Below are 18,433 nucleotides of genomic sequence, written 5' to 3' on the forward strand. Positions count from 1 at the left end.
GAAGAAATTTAGCCACAGCAATGCCATAAATGCATGGCTCGTATTCGGCGTTAAATTATTGATAAATATCAGTTTATTTCGATTAACTTGATTTCGGTTAATTCGAATAATGGTTGAATATGACGATTTCGTCGGCGCGGGAGAAATTCAACTGCATCCTGGCTTTTTCATCCAGCATGTCCTTGTCCATCGAACCATCGCTCAATAGCGCCACCTGGTTCTCCAGATGCTCGCGCTTGCCCTTGAGCACAGCAAGCTCGCGCTCCTTGGTGATCCGCTGGCGCTCGAACACTTCGGTGGCGCGCAGGCCGTAATCGCCATGGATGCAATGATAGCCGAAATAGGAAAGAAACGCGACCGCCATCGCCGGAATGACGAAACGGCCGATCTTCTTCTTCTTATGATGCTTGGTCCACATACACGGATTCTCGAAACGCATTACCCTTGGCCACAACACTACCGAGCAGAGATTAACCGTCCGTTGACTCTGAACGCGGCGCAACAAAAAACCCGCGCCGGATCAGGGCGCGGGTTTCAACTGCTTGAATTTATCGGGTATTAGCCGCGGATGATCGAACGGCCGGCGTAGCGGGCCTGCGGGCCGAGGCCTTCTTCGATGCGGATCAGCTGGTTGTACTTGGCCAGACGGTCGGAGCGCGACAGCGAGCCGGTCTTGATCTGACCGCAGTTCGTGGCAACGGCCAGATCGGCAATTGTCGAGTCTTCGGTTTCGCCCGAGCGGTGCGACATGACGGCGGTGTAGGCTGCCTTGTGCGCGGTGTTGACGGCGTCGAGCGTTTCCGTCAGCGAGCCGATCTGGTTGACCTTGACGAGGATGGAATTGGCAACGCCCATCTTGATACCGTCGCGCAGACGCTCGGAGTTGGTGACGAAGAGATCGTCGCCAACCAGCTGAACGCTCTTGCCGGCCAGATCGGTCAGGGCCTTCCAGCCGTCCCAATCGTCTTCAGCCATACCGTCTTCGATCGACAGGATCGGGTACTGGGCTGCCAGCTGCGCGAGGTATTCGGCCATCGCGCCGGATTCCAGCGTGCGGCCTTCGCCTTCGAGAACGTACTTGCCGTCCTTGAAGAATTCGGTCGCGGCGCAGTCGAGGCCGAGGTAGATGTCTTCGCCTGGCTTGTAGCCGGCTTTCTCGATCGACTTCATGATGAAATCGAGGGCTTCAGGGGCGCTCTTCAGGCCCGGTGCAAAACCGCCTTCGTCGCCGACATTGGTGTTGTGACCCTGAGCCGACAGTTCCTTCTTCAGAACGTGGAAGACTTCCGAGCCCATGCGAACGGCTTCGCGGATCGAGTCGGCGCCAACCGGCAGGATCATGAACTCCTGGAAGTCGATCGGGTTGTCGGCATGCGCGCCGCCGTTGATGATGTTCATCATCGGAACCGGCAGCAGGTGGGCGCTGGCACCACCGACGTAGCGGTAGAGCGGCAGGCCGGAGGCTTCGGCGGCAGCCTTGGCAACGGCGAGCGAGACGCCGAGGATGGCGTTTGCGCCGAGGCGCGACTTGTTCTGGGTGCCGTCCAGCTCGATCATGATGCTGTCGATCTGGATCTGGTTTTCAGCGTCGATACCGCCAATGGCATCGAAGATTTCGGTGTTGACGGCTTCGACAGCCTTTTCGACACCCTTGCCGAGGTAGCGCGTGCCACCATCGCGAACTTCAACGGCTTCGTGCGCGCCGGTCGACGCGCCCGACGGAACAGCCGCGCGGCCCATGCTGCCATCTTCCAGGTAGACATCGACTTCGACGGTGGGGTTGCCACGGCTGTCGAGAATCTCGCGGGCGATAATATCGGTAATAGCGGTCATCGGCTCTTCCTGCTTGAGGGTGGATAAATCGTTTGAAATCCGTCTTAATCGAAGATGCGCAAATTACAATGGCCGCTTGGGGCCGTCTGGGGCAGTTTGCGCATGCTTCTTGGCGATGTCGTCCGTGGCCTATTACACGAACGTGTCAGTCTTTTGAACGTCAGCCTTTTGCGATGGCGTCGAAGGCCAGAAGCTTTTCGAGAAGCCGCGGCATGTCCTTGAGATAGACCATGTTGGGGCCATCGGACGGCGCGTTGTCGGGATCTTCGTGCGTCTCGACGAACACGCCGGCAACGCCGACGGCAACGGCCGCCCGCGCCAAGGTTTCGACGAATTCACGCTGGCCGCCACTCGAGCCGCCCTGCCCGCCCGGCTGCTGCACCGAATGCGTGGCGTCGAACACAACAGGCGCGCCGAGGGCGCCCATGATCGGCAGCGACCGCATGTCGGAGACCAGCGTGTTATAGCCGAAGGAGGCGCCGCGCTCGCAGAGCATGATGTTCGGATTGCCGCTGTCATTCAGCTTGGCCAGAACATTCTTCATGTCCCAGGGTGCCAGGAACTGGCCCTTCTTGACGTTGATGGCGCGGCCGGTCTTGGCGGCAGCGACCAGAAGGTCGGTCTGGCGGCTGAGGAAGGCCGGGATCTGCAGAATATCGACAACAGGAGCGACTTGCGCGCACTGTTCTTCGTTGTGGATGTCGGTGAGGACAGGAAAGCCGTATTCCTTCTTGAGATCGGCAAAGACCTCGAGCGCCGTTTCAAGGCCGATGCCGCGCTGGGCGGACAGCGATGTTCGGTTCGCCTTGTCGAAGGAGGACTTGTAGACGAGGCCGATGCCGAGCTTGTCGCAGAGTTCCTTCAGCGTGCCGGCGATCATGAAGGCGTGGCCGCGGCTTTCCATCTGGCATGGGCCGGCAATCAGCGACAGCTTGCCGGTGTTGGAAAACACCACCCGGCCGGTGCCTTCGCCCACAGCCACTTCGGAATTCGTCTCAGTCATCTTCTCTCCTCGAAGGCAAACAGTGCGCCCTGCCCGGACGCCGCTTTCACCAGAATTCGATTGTTCTTGCGCGTGTAGGTCATCCCGTTAGCAGCCAAATGCGCTTCTGTCACGGCGAGATCGGCAACCGTGAAGACCAGGGCGACGCCGCGCAGGCCGCGATCGGCGGTGGGTTCGGTCAGGTCGAAATAAGCGCTCAATCCATCCGGCGACAGAACGCTGATCCGGGCATTGCCGGCGTCGAGACTGATGCCGAAGGCGTCGTCCCGCGAGTTGGCTGCGGATGATACAAGGCGCAGGAGCGGTCCGAAGGCCTTCGGATCGGCTGCTGACAGCACGATTTCGGCAATGCCTGTCACGCCGTTGGCATGGGTTTCCAGCGCCTTGCGGTCGCTCGGCAGCGGATTGACGCGCTGGCAGGTGAAGACGAAGAAATCGGGGGCACGCAAATCAGCCGCAAAGGCCAGCCGGAAGGCCGCTGTGGTCTCAGACCCATCCGGCATTTTCATCGGGCGGGCAAATTCCAGCATGTCGCCGCCGCTGAGCTTGTCGGCTCTGAAGCGCGCATGATCCCCATCTGCATCCGGCGTGCCGAAGACGATGGCCGAGAGACCGTCTTCGCCACAGCGGAAGCGAAAGGCGCGGTCGCGTGCCGTGAAGACGTTTCCCTTGCTGGCGGACGCTTCATAGGCTGCGACGCTGGCCACGCCGAGCGGCTCGAGATATGTTTTGTCGGCAAAGAAGATGCAGGCATTCTGGGTACCGAACGGGTGCGTGGCATCGGCCGCCACGGTGAAGCCCAGCTTGCCGAGACGCTCGCGGGCCAGCCCGATGCTGGCAACAGGCAGGACGACGTGGTCCAGAGGATGGGGCTCACTCATCGGCAAATCCTTCCTGAATTCGGCAGTGATGTGCGCTGGCTTTTGCCACAATGCAAGAGCTGCCTGCGGCTTCAATCGAATGAAGTGTAAAAACACGACAATTCCGAGCCAAGTTTTACGAAAATTTAGGCACTTGCGGAACACATATGGAACATATAGTGTCCGTTCTGGCTTTGTTTCACGACTCTGGGGTTCATTTCGATGCTGACACGCAAGCAACAGGAACTACTTCTGTTCATTCACGAACGGATGAAAGAGTCGGGCGTTCCCCCTTCTTTCGACGAGATGAAGGATGCACTCGACCTCGCGTCGAAATCCGGCATCCACCGGCTGATCACCGCACTTGAAGAGCGCGGCTTCATTCGCCGGCTGCCGAACAGGGCGCGCGCGCTCGAGGTGATCAAGCTGCCGGAAGCCTATAATCCGAGCCTGCAGCCACGCCGCGGCTTCTCACCGAGCGTCATCGAGGGCAGCCTCGGAAAGCCGCAGCTGGTTGCCGCCCCTGCCCCGAAGCCGGCGCCCAGCGCCGACAACGGCAATTCGGCGACCGTCCCGGTGATGGGCCGGATCGCTGCCGGTGTGCCGATCTCGGCGATCCAGAACAACACCCACGACATCACCGTTCCCGCCGACATGCTCGGCGCCGGCGAACATTACGCGCTGGAGGTCAAGGGCGACTCGATGATCGAGGCCGGCATCTTCGACGGCGACACCGTGATCATCCGCAACAGCAACACTGCCAATCCAGGCGATATCGTCGTGGCGCTCGTCGATGACGAGGAAGCGACGCTGAAGCGGTTCCGCCGCAAGGGCGCCTCCATCGCGCTCGAAGCCGCCAACCCGGCTTACGAAACACGCATTTTCGGGCCTGACCGCGTCAAGGTCCAGGGCAAGCTCGTCGGCCTCATTCGCCGCTATCACTGACCGGTAACGACACTTCCGTGAACGCGGCATTGCGCCAGTCATAGGCGCGATGGTGCATCCACGGGCGGTCCAGCCCGTCATAGGCTGCGGTAACGACCGGTTTGCCCTGCTCGTCGATCCGGATTTCGAGAGCGCCGGAGCGGCGTAGCGTTTCGCCCGTCAGCAACATTGCGCCGGAGCGGCATTCGGCCCGTCGCAGGCGTATGGGCGTGATGACGATGTCAGCCGTATCGCAGGCGGGGCCGAGATAGGCTGCGTTCTCAAGCGTCACCACGACGTAACCGCTGTCGAGCGACGTTACGCACCACGCCGTCTTCAGGCACAGGAAGCCACTCTCGGCCGCAGAGACTGCCGCGTTGCGCATCATGCCGCGGGCTTCGCGCTGCTGCCGTGGTGTCAGCCTCCGGCGCGCCTCTCCTTTTTTGGGAATTGCCAGCGCCTCGCCTTCCAGCATGTCAGGGGGCTGATGATTTTCAATCGCCAGTGCTCTTTGCCACTGGCCGAAGATGAAGTCGGGCGGCTTTTCGCGGTTGCTTGCCAGAACATCGCCCTTGATCGCCGCAACCACACTGCCATCGTCGGCGACGACCAACGCGGCAGGCGGCGCCGAGGGCAGCGTGACAACAACAAGCGTTGCCGTGGCAGCGATTGCGGCGCCGATGTAGCGCAGACGCGTGAGCATCAGAGATGTCATCAGGAATCCGAGGACGGCGACCGCGAAATACCACTCGGGAATGCGGCCGACATCGACGGTGCCGCCCCAGGCCGAGACCATCTTCGAGATATCAATGACCAGATCCAGACCGAAGCCGGCCACCTTCCATGGCAGCACGTCGAGGCCGAACGGCGTCAGCAGCATCGCCAGCATCCCCATCGGCATAACGATGAAGGAGATGATGGGCATCGCCAGCAGATTGGCCGGCAGGCCATAGCCGCTCAGCCGGTGAAAATGCTCGATCGAAAACAGCGCCGTCGAGAAGCCGCCGATCATCGATGTCAGCGCAATGCCGCCGAAGAAGCGCAGGACAGTGACGACCGGCTTCATGGCGGGATGGCTGAGGATGATGCCGTCGCGGTGCGGGCGCTTGGTCCAGATCGCGTAGCCTGCCACCAGCGCCAGCGTTGCGGCAAACGACATCTGGAAGCTGGGGCCGAGCGCTTCGGATGGCGATGTCAGGAGGATCAGCAGCGCCGACAGCGCAATGTTGCGCAGGCTGATCGACGGCCGGTCGAAAAGTGCGGCAATCAGCATGATCGCCATCATGATGAAGGCGCGCTCGGCCGAGACGGCGAAGCCGGAGATCATGTAATAGGCGGTCAGCGCTATCAGCGCGCCGGCGGCTGCGATCTTCTTGGTCGGATGGGCCTGGGCGAAGCCCGGAAACAAGCCGAACGCAGAGCGCAGGCCGACGAAGAAGATGCCGGCGGAAAGCGCCATGTTGAGGCCGGAGATGGCGACGATATGCGCGAGACCGGATTGGCGCAGCGCTTCCGTCGTTTCATTCGAAATTGCGCGCCGCTCGTCGGTCACCAGCGAGGCGGCGAAGGCGCCGGTGTCACCAGGCAAAATGTCGCGGATCCGGTCGCCGACGCGGCTGCGCAGGCCGTAGAGCCACTGCAGCGTGAGATCGCCGGCTGAGAGATTGGCTCCGCCGGTCGGAGACGGTGCAGGCTGCGGATTTCCGTAGAAGAAGCCATTGGCGCCGATGCCGTCGAAATAGGCAGAGAAGCCGAAGTCGTTGAGGCCGGGCAGTGCCGGTCCCGCCGGTGGCGTCAAGCGGACGCGGCCGCTCAGCCAGCCACCGACCTCGACAGGCGCGCCGCTGCGGGCGACCAGCGAGACATGCTCAGGCGGACGCTTCAGGACGGGCGTGTCGGTACCGGTCACCCGGACGATGTAGCGCCACCGGCCATGGTCGTCGCCCTCGCGACGCTCGACGCGGCCGGTCAGCGTGGTGGTGACGGGTGAGTCGAGAATGACCGTTGCAGCGCGCCATGTTTCCAGCTGGGCAGCGAACATCCCTACTACGACAAGGAGGCCGGCCAGCACCGTCCGGCGCACGGCAACGCGCTCAACGCCTGCCAGCAAGAATACCAGCGCAAGCACGGCGGCCCAGGCCAACAGCCTCGTGAGCTCGACATCGGTGGCAAGCCTGAACCACGCGATGGCGCCTGCGCCAAGCAAGACAGGAGAGGCCAGGAAGAAACGCCCATGGTCGAATTCGGCAGCAAGAGCCATTTGGCCCGCTGCCGCATACCTTTCGATTCCGCGTCTTGCCCGACTCGAAAAACGGGAGGTCTGCTGCGTCAAAGCCGCGCGCGTCACTATGGCATGGTTATCCAGTCCTGAAATAGCAGGCACATCGGCCATGTGCGCCACATCAGGTGTCGTCAAAACAGCGTTACTGGTTTTCAACTCCGGCATGCAACGACACTCGCAAGCCACCCTAACCTGCAACCAAAATGCAGCCTGAAGAGGCAACAATCAACAATAATCGATTGAATTCAAACGGGAAATAAAACCATCAAAAAGGTCAGGTTTATCATCGGCTTCCGCTATGCGCGAACGACATCGCTGGAGTGCTTAAAAGTTGATACTGCGATGCACAAAATGGCGTCACGGTAACTTGGCATTAGGCGCGCGATCATATAGCTATCGCAGACGACGCTTAACCCTATGGCGCTTTTATGGCGCCACCCGCCAGTTTGGAGGATCAGAATGACGGATCAAAGCGCAACACTGAAACTCGGTGACAAGACAGTCGAGCTAGCTGTAAAAAGCGGCACGATCGGACCAGATGTCATCGATATCGGCGCCCTCTACAAAAACACGGCTTCCTTCACGTACGATCCTGGTTTCACCTCGACCGCTTCCTGTGAATCGAAAATCACTTACATCGACGGCGACGAGGGCGTTCTGCTCCATCGCGGTTACCCCATCGAGCAGCTTGCCGAACAGGGCGACTTCCTCGAAGTCTGCTACCTGCTTCTCTACGGCGAACTGCCGACAGCAGCGCAGAAGAAGGATTTCGATCATCGCGTCACGCACCACACCATGGTGCACGAGCAGATGTCGCGCTTCTTCACCGGCTTCCGCCGCGATGCGCACCCGATGGCCGTCATGTGCGGCTGCGTCGGCGCTCTCTCTGCCTTCTATCACGACTCGACCGACATCACGGATCCGCACCAGCGCATGGTCGCTTCGCTGCGAATGATCGCCAAGATGCCGACGCTGGCCGCGATGGCCTACAAGTACCACATCGGCCAGCCCTTCGTTTATCCGAAGAACGATCTGGACTATGCGTCGAACTTCCTGCGCATGTGCTTTGCGGTTCCCTGCGAGGAGTATGTGGCCAATCCGGTGCTTGCCCGCGCCATGGACCGCATCTTCATCCTGCACGCCGATCACGAGCAGAACGCCTCGACTTCGACCGTTCGTCTGGCCGGTTCCTCGGGCGCCAACCCCTTCGCCTGCATCGCGGCCGGCATTGCCTGCCTCTGGGGCCCGGCTCATGGCGGCGCCAACGAAGCAGCGCTCAACATGCTGACCGAGATCGGCTCCGTCGATCGTATTCCTGAATACATCGCCCGCGCCAAGGACAAGAATGATCCGTTCCGTCTGATGGGCTTCGGTCACCGCGTCTACAAGAACTACGATCCGCGCGCCAAGATCATGCAGAAGACCTGCCATGAAGTGCTCGGCGAACTCGGCATCAAGGATGATCCTTTGCTCGACGTGGCGATGGAACTGGAGCGCATTGCGCTGACGGACCCATACTTCATCGAGAAGAAGCTCTATCCGAACATCGACTTCTACTCCGGCATCACGCTGAAGGCTCTGGGCTTCCCCACGACCATGTTCACCGTTCTGTTCGCTCTTGCCCGCACCGTCGGCTGGATCGCACAGTGGAACGAAATGATCGAAGATCCGCAGCAGCGCATCGGTCGCCCGCGCCAGCTCTACATCGGCGAACCACAGCGCGATTACCTGCCGGTTTCCAAGCGTTAATCGACGCTATAGAGCCAACAAAAAACCCGGTCAGAACTGACCGGGTTTTTTTTGTCTCAGCACATCGAGCACGACCTCGGCGGCATGCACGCCAGGCGGCTTTTCCGTCTGCATCCGCTCCCAGACAAGGTCATAGCCTTCGATCATGGCGCGGCGCGGCAAGGTGTCGGACGACAGCTTCTCGACCCAGCGAACCAGGCTGGCGCCGCGGATGACTTCGTTGATGTATTCGGGAATGATGGCATAGTCGGCAATCAGGTTCGGGATCGCCGCCGTCCAGATCTTGATGCGTTTGTACATCATCTTGATGATCCAGTCGGTCTTGTAGGCCGACACGCAAGGGACGCCCGAAAGCGCCAGTTCGAGGATCACCGTGCCTGAAGCAGCCATCGCGGCATCGGCTTCTGCAAAGGCCAGCCACTTCTGATCGACGCCGGTGACGATCTCCGGCTGCAGGGGCCAGTCCTTGATGAGCTCGCGCACCATCGCCTCGCGGCGCGGCATGGTCGGCAGGATGAAACGGAGGTTGGCGTTGCGGGCGGAGAGCTCGTTCACGGCGTCTCCGAAATAGGGCAGCAGCTTGGTGATCTCGGAGCTGCGCGAGCCGGGAAGCAGCATGATCGTCTTGCGCTCATCGGGGCCACGCGGCTTGCTCGCCGCCCTGGCATGCCGGGTGGCGAGCACATTGCTATCCGCTGTCAGGCGATGGCCGACATAGGTTGTCGGCGGGCCGCCGAGCCTGCGCATGACTTCGGGCTCGAAGGGAAGGACGGCCAGCACATGGTCGATATAGGGCAGCATCCGCTTCGCCCGGTATTCCTTCCAGGCCCAGACGCTGGGACAGACGTAGTTGACGACAGGCAGATCAGGCAGCGCCATGCGTACGCGCCTGGCAACGCGGTGGGTGAAATCCGGGCTATCGACGATAACAAGCACGTCGGGCCTTGCCGCGATAACCGCCGCTGCCGTCTGGCGGATGCGCCTGACCAGTAGCGGCAGCTTGCCGAGCACCTGGGTGATGCCCATGATCGACAGTTCGGAGAAGTCGAACAGCGATGTGAGGCCCTGCGCCTGCAGCCCCTCGCCGCCAACACCGATCAATTCCACCGGGCCTTCATGCTGCTCTTTCAGGGCGGAGATCAGGTCAGCCGCCAGCAGATCGCCGGAAACTTCGCCGGCAATGATTGCCACCTTCAACGCACGCTCATTCATTCAAGCCCCCAGGACGGCAATCCCCGGTCCAGACCGCAGACGAACAGACCGGCCTCCTTGGCGGCTGCAATGACAGCCGGACGATCGAGGATCAGCGCTCGGCCGGCTTCGATCGCCACGCCTGCGAGACCTGCCTTGCGGGCGTTCTCGATGGTCGAAATTCCGATGGAGGGCAGATCGGCGCGCAGATCCTGCTGCGGCTTGCAGAGCTTCACCAACACCCCGCGGCGGCGCGTCGAGATGCGTCCGGCTGCGCGCAGCGCGGCAACCCGCTCCAGCATGCTGTCGGTGCCCTCGACGCCTTCCAGTGCGACAATGCGGCCACCGACGGACACGGCACCCTGCCCGACATCCAGCCGACCAAGCGCGTCGGCTGCGGCACCGGCCTTGGCGATGTCCTTGATGTCATCACCCGTGGGGGTCACGGCACCGAGCGGACCAACGGCGGCCAGCAGATCGGGAGCGATTTCCTGCACGCCGATGACCCGCCGTCCATTCTTCTCGATCAGCCCGATCACCATGCGCAGCACGGTATCGTCACCGCCCGACAGCAGCGTGCGGATGGTCGAGGGGATGGTGGCAAGCGTCTTCAGCGTCGGACGCACCTCGCGCCATTCCGGACGGCGACGAACGGCACCCGACATCACGACGCGCTCGATGCGGTTGCTCTCGAGCATCCGGTCGATGGCAGCGAAATCGCCGACGCCGACGATGGCATGCTCGAAGCCTTCCCACGACCGGTCGGTCTCGTTCTTGAGCGCGATGATCAGCGGGTTTTCGCCCGCACTCCTGGCTGCCTCGGCAACGTAGGACGGCAGAAAGCCGCTTCCGGCGATGATTGCCAGGCGGCCTTTTGTCGTATCACTGACCGGAGACAAGGATCACCCCTTCTGTCCCCGGGTCGGAGAGGAAAGAGCGCGATCGCTGTCTGCAGCAATGAAATCAAGGATCTGCACGGCCTGCTCGCAATCGGCGAATTCTTCGCGGATGGCGGCTGCATTGTCGCGCACGTTGCCTTCGCCCTCGAAGATCGCCTTGTAGGCGCGACGGACGACGTGGATCGTTGCGCGGTCAACGCCGGCGCGTGTCATGCCGACGACATTGAGGCCACCCAGCAGGCCGGGATTGCCATTCAGCATACCGTAGGGAATGACATCGTAGCTGACAGCCGAGAGGCCGCCGACGAAGGCATGCCTGCCGACGCGGGTGAACTGATGCACGGCGCAACCGCCGCCAAGAATGACGCGATCCTCGATGACCACGTGACCGGCCAACATGACGTTGTTCGACATGATGACATTGTTGCCGACGCGGCAATCATGGGCGACGTGCGAATTTGCCAGGAAGAGATTGTTGTTGCCGACAATGGTCTTGCCACCGAAATCGGCAGTGCCGGTGTTGATCGTCACGCCTTCGCGCATCGTGCAGTTGTCACCGATCGAAAGCGTGGTTTCCTCGCCGCCATGGTGCACACTCTGCGGATCGCCACCGATGACAGCCATCGGGAAGATTTTCGTGCCCTTGCCGATCGTCGTGATGCCCATCACCACCGAGTGAGCCAGCAGTTCGACGTCATCGCCGAGAACGACCCTGGGGCCGACATGGCAGAAGGGGCCGATCTTGACGTTCTCGCCAATGATGGCGCCATCTTCGACGACGGCCATCGGATGAATGCTTGCGCTGGATGCAATCGTGCTCATGCTTTATCCTTGCGAACGATCATCGCGCCGATATCGGCTTCTGCGACGAGCGCTCCATCAACCTTGGCATCGCAATGGAACTTCCAGATATTACCGCGCTGCTTGTGCTTCTTCACGTGAAATTCGACACGATCACCAGGAATCACCGGCTTGCGGAAGCGGGCATTGTCGATGGTCATGAAGTAAACCAGATTACCGGTCTCGCCGTCCTTCTTCGCACAGATCGCCCCGGCTGTCTGGGCCATGCCCTCCACCAGCAGCACGCCCGGCATGATCGGGGATTCCGGGAAGTGCCCGGTGAAATGCGGCTCGTTGGCGGTCACGTTCTTGATGCCGATCGCTGAATCGTCGCCATCGATCTCGATGATCCTGTCGACCAACAAGAAAGGATAGCGATGCGGCAGAAGCTTCATGATTTCAATGATATCTGCCGAAAAAAGCGTTTTTTTGACTTCTTCAGTCATTCTTTTCTCCCGTTTTCTTGGCACCTGTCGACCGCATCATGACTGTCGCGACTTCGCGCAGAAAATCATGTACCGGCCGCGCAGGGATGCCTCCGTAGCGTTCCCCAGCGGGGATATCCGAGATGACGCCGCTCATCGCGGCGATCTGGACGCCATCACTAATGGTTATATGGCCCTTGATTCCGGTATGACCACCGATCTGCACGCCGTCGCCGATCACAGCGCTGCCGGCGATGCCGACCTGCGAGACGATGGCGCAATGGCGACCGATGCGGACGTTGTGGCCGATCTGGACCAGATTATCGATCTTGGTGCCTTCGCCGATCACCGTGTCATCCATGGTACCGCGGTCGATCGTGGTGTTGGCCCCGACCTCGACATTATCCTGCAGGATGACGCGGCCGATCTGGACGATCTTGATCATTCCGCGCGGTCCAGGCGCATAGCCGAAGCCGTCCTGGCCGATACGCGCACCATTGTGGATGATGACGCCGTTTCCAACCAGAGCGCAGAGCACGCTGGCTCCAGCGGCAATCGAGCAGTTGCGGCCGATCTTGACGCCTGGGCCGATGATGGCGCCAGCGCCGATACGGGTGCCCTCGCCGATCTCGGCATGCGCACCGATCGCTGCAAACGGCTCGACTGCCACGTTGCTCTCAAGCTTGGCTGTCGGATCGACCGCGGCCCGGTCGGAAACGCCTGAACCATCCGACATCAGCGTCAGCGGCTGTAATGCCGTCGGATAGAGAAGCCCGCCAGCCATTGCGAAGGCAGCATGGGCGTTCTTCGACACAAGAACCGGCACATGAGCAGGCACGATCGATTGAAGCGCTGAGCTGCAGAGAACCGCGGACGCCTCGCACGTGACGAGCTCATCCTTGCTTCTCTTCGAGATGACGTAGCAGAGATCGCCCGCTTTCGCCCGGCTAACGGGCGAAACGGATTTGATCATGACATCGGCATGTTTGGGGTCGGCAAGGTCTGCCCCAAGAAACTGCGCCAGCTCGGAAAGCTTCACGCCATCATGGGGCAGAAAGAAACAAGTTTGCTCCATCGGCAAATCTCCAGAACGGAATTCGATTGTACGGTTCCGGACTGCCGATATCAGAATTGGTTGTTGATGCCAAACTTGAAGTGCTGAACCTTGTCGTAGTCTTCCTTGAGAACCGGGATCGCGTAATCGACGCGCAGGGCGCCGAACGGCGAGTTCCAGACGAGGCCGATACCGACAGAGGCGCGCAGAGCCGCATCTTCGCCGTTGACAAACTCACTGCCACTCACGCCGACCTTGTTGCCGAAGAGCGTACCTGCGTCGGCAAACACCGCACCACGAAGACCGAAGTCACGCGGGAATGCCGGAAGCGGGAAGCTGGCTTCTGCAGAAACCGTGAAGTAGGTCGTGCCACCCAAGGGATCATCGGGACCACCGCCAACGCGTGGGCCGATACCCTTGTTTTCGAAGCCGCGAATATCGCCGTTCGTCAGCGTGAACTGATCGAATACGTGAAGGTCCTTGCCGAAGCCGACGACGTAACCGGCAGAGCCGGCAACCGAACCGATGATGTCGGCATCGTCTGCGAGCAGGTGATAGTAACGTGCCTTGCCGTAGATCTTGTAGAACTGCGAATCACCACCGAGGCCGGCGATTTCGTGCGTGGCACTGGCGTAGATACCTTCACGCGGCAGGATCATGTCATCCAGCGTGTTGTAGGTCAGCGTCTGCGAAACGGACGACTTGACCCACGGGCTGTTGTTGACGAGGTCCTGGTACGGTGTCGACAGATCAGACAGCGAACCTGACGGATCGTACTTCATCTGCTTGTAGTTATAGCGGAACGTGGTCGCCAGATCTTCGGTGATCGGCGCGGTGGCGCGCAGGACGACGTTGTTTTCTTCGTAGTCGTAATTGTCGTTGCTCGACGTCTCACTGTGGTTGAGATCGAAGCCGACAGCAAGACGATAGCCGAGGAAGTAAGGCTCGGTGAAGTTCAGGCCGTAGGTCCGGGACCCTTCCTGACCACCGCCGGCCGATACCTTGATGTACTGGCCACGTCCGAGGAAGTTCTTTTCTTCGATCGAGGCTTCGAGCAGCAGACCGTCGCCGCCGGCAGCATAGCCTGCGCCGATACCGAACGAACCGGTGGACTGATCCTGAACATCGACGATGACCACGACGCGATCCGGCGAGCTGCCAGGCTGCGTGGTGATGTTGACGGTCGAGAAGTAGCCAAGAGCTTCAAGGCGACGCTTGGCTCTGGTGATCATCTGCTGATTGAAGGCGTCGCCTTCGCTCATGTCGAATTCGCGGCGGATAACGAAATCGCGTGTACGGCTGTTGCCGCGGATTTCGATACGCTCGACGTAGGCGCGCTCGCCCTGATCGACGAGGTATTCGACACCGATGGTGTTGTTGTTCAGATCGCGGTTGCCACGTGGCGTGACGCGGGCGAACGGATAGCCGGCAGATGCCACCTGATCCGAAATCGCTTCCATCGACTTCTGAACTTCCTTGGCGTTGTAAACTTCGCCTTCATGCGTCCGCACGAGCTTCTGCAGCTCAGCGCCATCGATGCCCTGAACGGTGGACTGAACCGAGACGGCGCCGAAATCGTAGCGCGGACCTTCTTCAACATTGAAGGTCAGTGTGTACTTGTTGGTTGCTTCATCGAATGCAGCATCCGACGACACGATCCGGAAATCGGCGTAACCGCGGTTGTAATAGAACTGGCGGAGCGCTTCCTCGTCTGCATGCAGCTTGTCGTCGCTGTACACGTCCTTGCGCGTCAGGAAGGACAGGAAGTTGCTTCGCTTGGTGGCGATCACCGATGCCAGACGGCCGGAGCTGTAGGCGTTGTTGCCGACGAAGTTGATCGAGTCGATCTTCGTGCGATCACCTTCGTTGATGACGAAGGCGAGGTTGACGCGACCTTGACCGAGCGGCACGACCTGCGTCGTCACTTCGATCTCGTTACGACCGGTCGCAGCATAGGCGTCCTTGATCGTCTGAATGTCGGCCTGAACCTGGGCTTCGCTGTAAGGGCCCGATGGCTGGGTCTTGACCGCAGCGGCGAGCTTGTCATCCTTGATCTTGCGGTTGCCGTTGAACACGACCTGATTGACCAGCTGAGCTTCCTCAACTGTGACAAGCAACGTGCTGCCGGAAACAGAAATCTTGACGTCTGAGAAGTAACCCGTGTCGTACAGCTGCTTCACCGAGTCATCGATATCGGTGTTGGAGAAGCTTGCACCCGGTTGGATCGTCAGGTTGGACCGAACAGCCTCGGCGCCGACGCGGTTTGCACCGCGCACATCGATACGCTGAATAGTCGCAGCCTCAGCAGCAGTTGCCGAGATCAACATTGTTGCACCCGCTCCCGACGCAACAATACCTGCAGACAGCGCAACCGCCGATACTGCGTTCAAAAATCTTGAACCAGCCTTCATTTCACCCATTACCTTTTTTCTCGTCCCCAGCTTCAGGCGTCCCCCGATTCCGGTCACGTGTGTCGTTTTACCCGCTTTTGATATACAAGCAAGGGAGCAAGTTAATTTCTGTTTACTTCATTTCAAAGCGTGACGCTTTGGCCACTACAGCTTTGAAACATCGTAAATAAACCGTTATTTTTCCTCGTCCTGCAATCAGCCGATCAGTGCACTTATGTCGTTCCAGGTGGCAAACACCATCAGGCTCAAAACCATGGCCAGTCCAATGCGAAACGCAATCTCCTGGGCCGACGAGCCTAACGGCTTTCCCCTTATAGCTTCAATCGCATAGAACATCAGATGGCCGCCATCAAGTACCGGAACCGGCATCAGGTTGAGTAATCCGATAGAAACCGACAAGACAGCTGCCAGCTGAAGCAAAGCTGCAACGCCCAGGGTCGCCATCTGCCCTGAAGCTTGCGCCACGCGTATGGGCCCACCCAGCTGGTCCGGCTTCATGTAGCCCGACAGCAGATTGCCAATATATTTGAAGGTGCCGGTGACGATATGCCAGGTCTGGAGCGTTCCCTCGTGGAGCGCCTGCAGCGGCGTGTAGGTCTGCTGGCGGAAATGTCCGACTTCCTGATTGGTGACGATACCGATCAGACCGATCTCTATCTTGTTGCCGAACTGGTCGGTCATATCGGTGCGCGCCGGCACCATCGGCACGTCGAGCTTCTGGCCATTGCGCTCAATCGTCACGACGATCTTCTGCATCGGACGAATGCTGACGTAGCGGCGCACATCGTCGAATGTCTGGACCTTGGAGCCATCGATAGCGACCAGAAGGTCGCCCGGGACGACGCCAGCTTCGGCTGCAACACTGCCCGGCTTGACCTCGGCGACAACGGGATCGGCGACGGCGCGGCCGTAAATCGTGAAGAGCACGGTGAAGATCGCGATCGCCAGGATGAAATTGGCGATCGGGCCGGCTGCGACCGTGGCGGCCCGCTTCCAGAGCTTGGCGCCGGCAAAGGATCGGGCCCGATCCTCTGCCGACATTTCGGCAAGCTTGCCCTCATCGGGCTTGCTGGAAGCATCTTCGTCGCCGAAGAATCGGACATAACCGCCGAGCGGGATTAGCGAGAGTTTCCAACGCGTTCCGTGACTGTCGGTGAAGCCGACGAGCTCGGGACCGAAACCGACGGAGAACGCCAGGATGCGGATGCCGCTCCAGCGGCCGACCAGATAGTGCCCCATCTCGTGGATGAACACCAAAAGCGAAAGCACGAGCACGAAAGGAACGATATATCCCGTCAGAAACCCAAAAATTCCGGTCAAGCCTGCCATAAGATCCTTCCACCAGCCTGTTCTGGCATCAAACGCCGAACAGAACTGCGCCTAACGACGCCATTTCTCCGCCCTTTATCAGCGAAAAAAGCCCGGCTAGCAAGAACGCCGCAAAACAGGCGAAAATGAGCCCGTCAACCCGGTCCATGACGCCGCCATGACCCGGAATAAGACGGCTTGAGTCTTTCACGCCGAAGCGGCGCTTGATGAAGGATTCGAACAGATCGCCTGCCTGGCTGCAAACCGACAGGACGAAGGCGACCAGTGCCGCCAATGCCACGCTTTGCGGAGATACCACATAGGCGACCAAGCCACCGGCGATCACCGCGCAGACGGCGCCACCAATGGCGCCCGACCAGGTTTTGCCGGGCGAGATCTTCGGCGCAAGCTTGGGCCCGCCGATCGCACGGCCGATGAAATAGGCCAGGATATCCGTGGCCCAGACAACGGCGAAGACGTAGAGCATGGCATGCAGACCGACACTGTCGGCGCCACGGATGCTCGACAGCGCGATCCCGGTGAGGCCGGCATAGATCATGCCCGCAGGAAACCAGCGCGAGACACCACGGATGACGACGAAGCCGACGGCAATGGCGAAAAACAGCAGGAGAAGAACGACAGAATAGCCAACCGTGCCGGCGACCACAGCAACGGCAATCGCCGCCTGCCCGATCCAGCCTATTGTATTGGCGACGGGCTGCTCCGTATTGAGCCGCGTGATGGTCGACCATTCATAGTAGATCAGCAGACCGATAAGGGCAGAGAGAATGCTGAATGCCAGACCACCAGACCATGTGGCGGCAAGCACGATGACGGCAAGGATCAGTCCCGAAACAATACGAAGCTGCAATTCGCGTGGCATCAGCTTCCCACTGCCGCGGCCGTCTCGGCAACCAGGCCACCGAAGCGGCGATTGCGCGACGCGAACGTCTCAAGCGCGGAATAGAACGTCTCGCGGCTGAAATCAGGCCAGTAATCCGGAATGAAGATAAATTCCGAGTAGGCAGCCTGCCACAGAAGAAAATTCGACAGCCGCTCTTCGCCGCTGGTGCGGATGATGAGATCCGGATCCGGGATGCCGGCCGTGTCCAGCCGGGCGTTGATAAGCGCCGGCGTTATATCCATCGCGCGCAACCGGCCATCCTCGACATCGCGCGCCAGGCTGACCATGGCGCGGGCGATCTCGTCGCGGGAGCCGTAGTTGAAGGCAATGACCAGCGTCAGTGCCGTATTGCCCTTGGTGGTTTCCTCGGCATCGATCAACAGATCGAGAATGTCGTTCTGCAGGCCGTGCCGGTCACCAATGATCTTTACCCGCACGTTCTGCCGGTGCAATTCCGACAGATCGCGGCGGATGAAGGCCTTCAGCAAGCCCAGCAGATCGGAAACTTCCGTTTCCGGGCGACGCCAGTTTTCCGAAGAGAACGCGAAAAGCGTAAGATACTTGACCCCGATGTCGCCAGCCGCACGCACGGTCTCTCGCACGGCGTCAACGCCCTTGCGGTGTCCCATGGTGCGCGGCAACCCCCGCTGCTTTGCCCATCGACCGTTGCCATCCATGATGATGGCAACGTGTTCTGGTACAGTCACAAATGTTCGTTCCAACATTTCCCGTCCGGTTTTTACAGTCCAAG

16 protein-coding genes are annotated in these 18,433 nt (G+C 60.2%); 2 read left to right on the plus strand and 14 right to left on the minus strand.

The window, feature by feature from the left end:
* Positions 1-97: 97 nt before the first annotated feature.
* From GVL52_RS04490 to GVL52_RS04505, 4 genes are all read right to left on the minus strand, one after another.
* On the minus strand, positions 98-418 hold the full coding sequence (locus GVL52_RS04490) for a septum formation initiator family protein (RefSeq protein ID WP_160004285.1): 321 nt from the start codon (positions 416-418) through the stop codon (positions 98-100).
* Positions 419-558: 140 nt separating this feature from the next.
* Positions 559-1,833: a phosphopyruvate hydratase gene (eno, locus tag GVL52_RS04495; protein ID WP_160004286.1), complete on the minus strand. Its 1,275-nt coding sequence runs from the start codon at positions 1,831-1,833 to the stop codon at positions 559-561.
* Positions 1,834-1,993: 160 nt separating this feature from the next.
* Positions 1,994-2,836, minus strand: coding sequence for a 3-deoxy-8-phosphooctulonate synthase (gene kdsA, locus GVL52_RS04500; protein WP_160004287.1), 843 nt, complete (start codon positions 2,834-2,836; stop codon positions 1,994-1,996).
* On the minus strand, positions 2,833-3,717 hold the full coding sequence (locus GVL52_RS04505) for a VOC family protein (RefSeq protein ID WP_160004288.1): 885 nt from the start codon (positions 3,715-3,717) through the stop codon (positions 2,833-2,835). Before GVL52_RS04505 ends, kdsA begins: the two co-directional genes overlap by 4 nt.
* Before the next feature lie 201 nt (positions 3,718-3,918).
* Here GVL52_RS04505 and lexA point away from each other — a divergent pair, with 201 nt between their 5' ends.
* Entirely contained in the window at positions 3,919-4,641 is a 723-nt protein-coding gene (lexA, locus tag GVL52_RS04510; RefSeq protein ID WP_160004289.1) for a transcriptional repressor LexA, read from the plus strand.
* Here lexA and GVL52_RS04515 read toward each other — a convergent pair.
* Positions 4,622-6,880 carry a ComEC/Rec2 family competence protein gene (locus tag GVL52_RS04515; protein WP_244619094.1) on the minus strand — a complete coding sequence of 753 codons (2,259 nt, stop codon included), beginning with the start codon at positions 6,878-6,880 and terminating at the stop codon, positions 4,622-4,624. The two genes, lexA and GVL52_RS04515, sit on opposite strands and share 20 nt — an antisense overlap.
* A 480-nt stretch (positions 6,881-7,360) precedes the next feature.
* Between GVL52_RS04515 and gltA the strand changes: the two genes are divergently transcribed.
* Positions 7,361-8,650 carry a citrate synthase gene (gene gltA, locus GVL52_RS04520; RefSeq protein ID WP_160004290.1) on the plus strand — a complete coding sequence of 430 codons (1,290 nt, stop codon included), beginning with the start codon at positions 7,361-7,363 and terminating at the stop codon, positions 8,648-8,650.
* A 30-nt stretch (positions 8,651-8,680) separates the two neighbouring features.
* On the opposite strand, the gene lpxB is transcribed toward gltA, so the two are convergent.
* From lpxB to GVL52_RS04565, 9 genes are all read right to left on the minus strand, one after another.
* Positions 8,681-9,862 (minus strand): lipid-A-disaccharide synthase, encoded by a 1,182-nt coding sequence (gene lpxB, locus GVL52_RS04525; protein ID WP_160004291.1) that lies wholly within the window; start codon positions 9,860-9,862, stop codon positions 8,681-8,683.
* Positions 9,859-10,740: an LpxI family protein gene (locus tag GVL52_RS04530; RefSeq protein WP_160004293.1), complete on the minus strand. Its 882-nt coding sequence runs from the start codon at positions 10,738-10,740 to the stop codon at positions 9,859-9,861. The genes lpxB and GVL52_RS04530 overlap by 4 nt, the downstream gene beginning before the upstream one ends.
* A gap of 3 nt (positions 10,741-10,743) precedes the next feature.
* Positions 10,744-11,562: an acyl-ACP--UDP-N-acetylglucosamine O-acyltransferase gene (lpxA, locus tag GVL52_RS04535; RefSeq protein ID WP_160004295.1), complete on the minus strand. Its 819-nt coding sequence runs from the start codon at positions 11,560-11,562 to the stop codon at positions 10,744-10,746.
* Complete coding sequence (gene fabZ / locus GVL52_RS04540; RefSeq protein WP_160004297.1) at positions 11,559-12,026, minus strand: 3-hydroxyacyl-ACP dehydratase FabZ; 468 nt, start codon at positions 12,024-12,026, stop codon at positions 11,559-11,561. Before fabZ ends, lpxA begins: the two co-directional genes overlap by 4 nt.
* Positions 12,019-13,080 carry a UDP-3-O-(3-hydroxymyristoyl)glucosamine N-acyltransferase gene (gene lpxD, locus GVL52_RS04545; protein ID WP_160004299.1) on the minus strand — a complete coding sequence of 354 codons (1,062 nt, stop codon included), beginning with the start codon at positions 13,078-13,080 and terminating at the stop codon, positions 12,019-12,021. The genes fabZ and lpxD overlap by 8 nt, the downstream gene beginning before the upstream one ends.
* A gap of 50 nt (positions 13,081-13,130) precedes the next feature.
* The gene (gene bamA, locus GVL52_RS04550; protein WP_160004904.1) at positions 13,131-15,470 is read right to left on the minus strand and encodes an outer membrane protein assembly factor BamA; all 2,340 of its coding nucleotides are present in this window, start codon (positions 15,468-15,470) and stop codon (positions 13,131-13,133) included.
* Between the two features lie 195 nt (positions 15,471-15,665).
* Positions 15,666-16,799, minus strand: a complete 1,134-nt coding sequence (gene rseP / locus GVL52_RS04555) for an RIP metalloprotease RseP (protein WP_160004301.1) — start codon at positions 16,797-16,799, stop codon at positions 15,666-15,668.
* A 28-nt stretch (positions 16,800-16,827) separates the two neighbouring features.
* Entirely contained in the window at positions 16,828-17,661 is an 834-nt protein-coding gene (locus GVL52_RS04560) for a phosphatidate cytidylyltransferase (protein WP_160004303.1), read from the minus strand.
* Positions 17,661-18,407 (minus strand): isoprenyl transferase, encoded by a 747-nt coding sequence (locus GVL52_RS04565; RefSeq protein WP_160004305.1) that lies wholly within the window; start codon positions 18,405-18,407, stop codon positions 17,661-17,663. The genes GVL52_RS04560 and GVL52_RS04565 overlap by 1 nt, the downstream gene beginning before the upstream one ends.
* Between the last annotated feature and the right edge of the window lie 26 nt (positions 18,408-18,433).

It is taken from the genome of Rhizobium sp. 18055, assembly GCF_902706285.1.
In the GTDB taxonomy this organism is placed as follows: Bacteria; Pseudomonadota; Alphaproteobacteria; order Rhizobiales; family Rhizobiaceae; genus Rhizobium.

What these genes read in the sequence shown, in the direction of transcription:
- GVL52_RS04515 (WP_244619094.1), bottom strand. Translation starts at nt 6,880, where the DNA reads ATGGCTCTTGCTGCCGAATTCGACCATGGGCGTTTCTTCCTGGCCTCT.
- kdsA (WP_160004287.1), bottom strand. Translation starts at nt 2,836, where the DNA reads ATGACTGAGACGAATTCCGAAGTGGCTGTGGGCGAAGGCACCGGCCGG.
- lpxB (WP_160004291.1), bottom strand. Translation starts at nt 9,862, where the DNA reads ATGAATGAGCGTGCGTTGAAGGTGGCAATCATTGCCGGCGAAGTTTCC.
- fabZ (WP_160004297.1), bottom strand. Translation starts at nt 12,026, where the DNA reads ATGACTGAAGAAGTCAAAAAAACGCTTTTTTCGGCAGATATCATTGAA.
- bamA (WP_160004904.1), bottom strand. Translation starts at nt 15,470, where the DNA reads ATGAAGGCTGGTTCAAGATTTTTGAACGCAGTATCGGCGGTTGCGCTG.
- lexA (WP_160004289.1), top strand. Translation starts at nt 3,919, where the DNA reads ATGCTGACACGCAAGCAACAGGAACTACTTCTGTTCATTCACGAACGG.
- eno (WP_160004286.1), bottom strand. Translation starts at nt 1,833, where the DNA reads ATGACCGCTATTACCGATATTATCGCCCGCGAGATTCTCGACAGCCGT.
- GVL52_RS04560 (WP_160004303.1), bottom strand. Translation starts at nt 17,661, where the DNA reads ATGCCACGCGAATTGCAGCTTCGTATTGTTTCGGGACTGATCCTTGCC.
- GVL52_RS04490 (WP_160004285.1), bottom strand. Translation starts at nt 418, where the DNA reads ATGTGGACCAAGCATCATAAGAAGAAGAAGATCGGCCGTTTCGTCATT.
- lpxD (WP_160004299.1), bottom strand. Translation starts at nt 13,080, where the DNA reads ATGGAGCAAACTTGTTTCTTTCTGCCCCATGATGGCGTGAAGCTTTCC.
- gltA (WP_160004290.1), top strand. Translation starts at nt 7,361, where the DNA reads ATGACGGATCAAAGCGCAACACTGAAACTCGGTGACAAGACAGTCGAG.
- GVL52_RS04505 (WP_160004288.1), bottom strand. Translation starts at nt 3,717, where the DNA reads ATGAGTGAGCCCCATCCTCTGGACCACGTCGTCCTGCCTGTTGCCAGC.
- rseP (WP_160004301.1), bottom strand. Translation starts at nt 16,799, where the DNA reads ATGGCAGGCTTGACCGGAATTTTTGGGTTTCTGACGGGATATATCGTT.
- lpxA (WP_160004295.1), bottom strand. Translation starts at nt 11,562, where the DNA reads ATGAGCACGATTGCATCCAGCGCAAGCATTCATCCGATGGCCGTCGTC.
- GVL52_RS04565 (WP_160004305.1), bottom strand. Translation starts at nt 18,407, where the DNA reads ATGTTGGAACGAACATTTGTGACTGTACCAGAACACGTTGCCATCATC.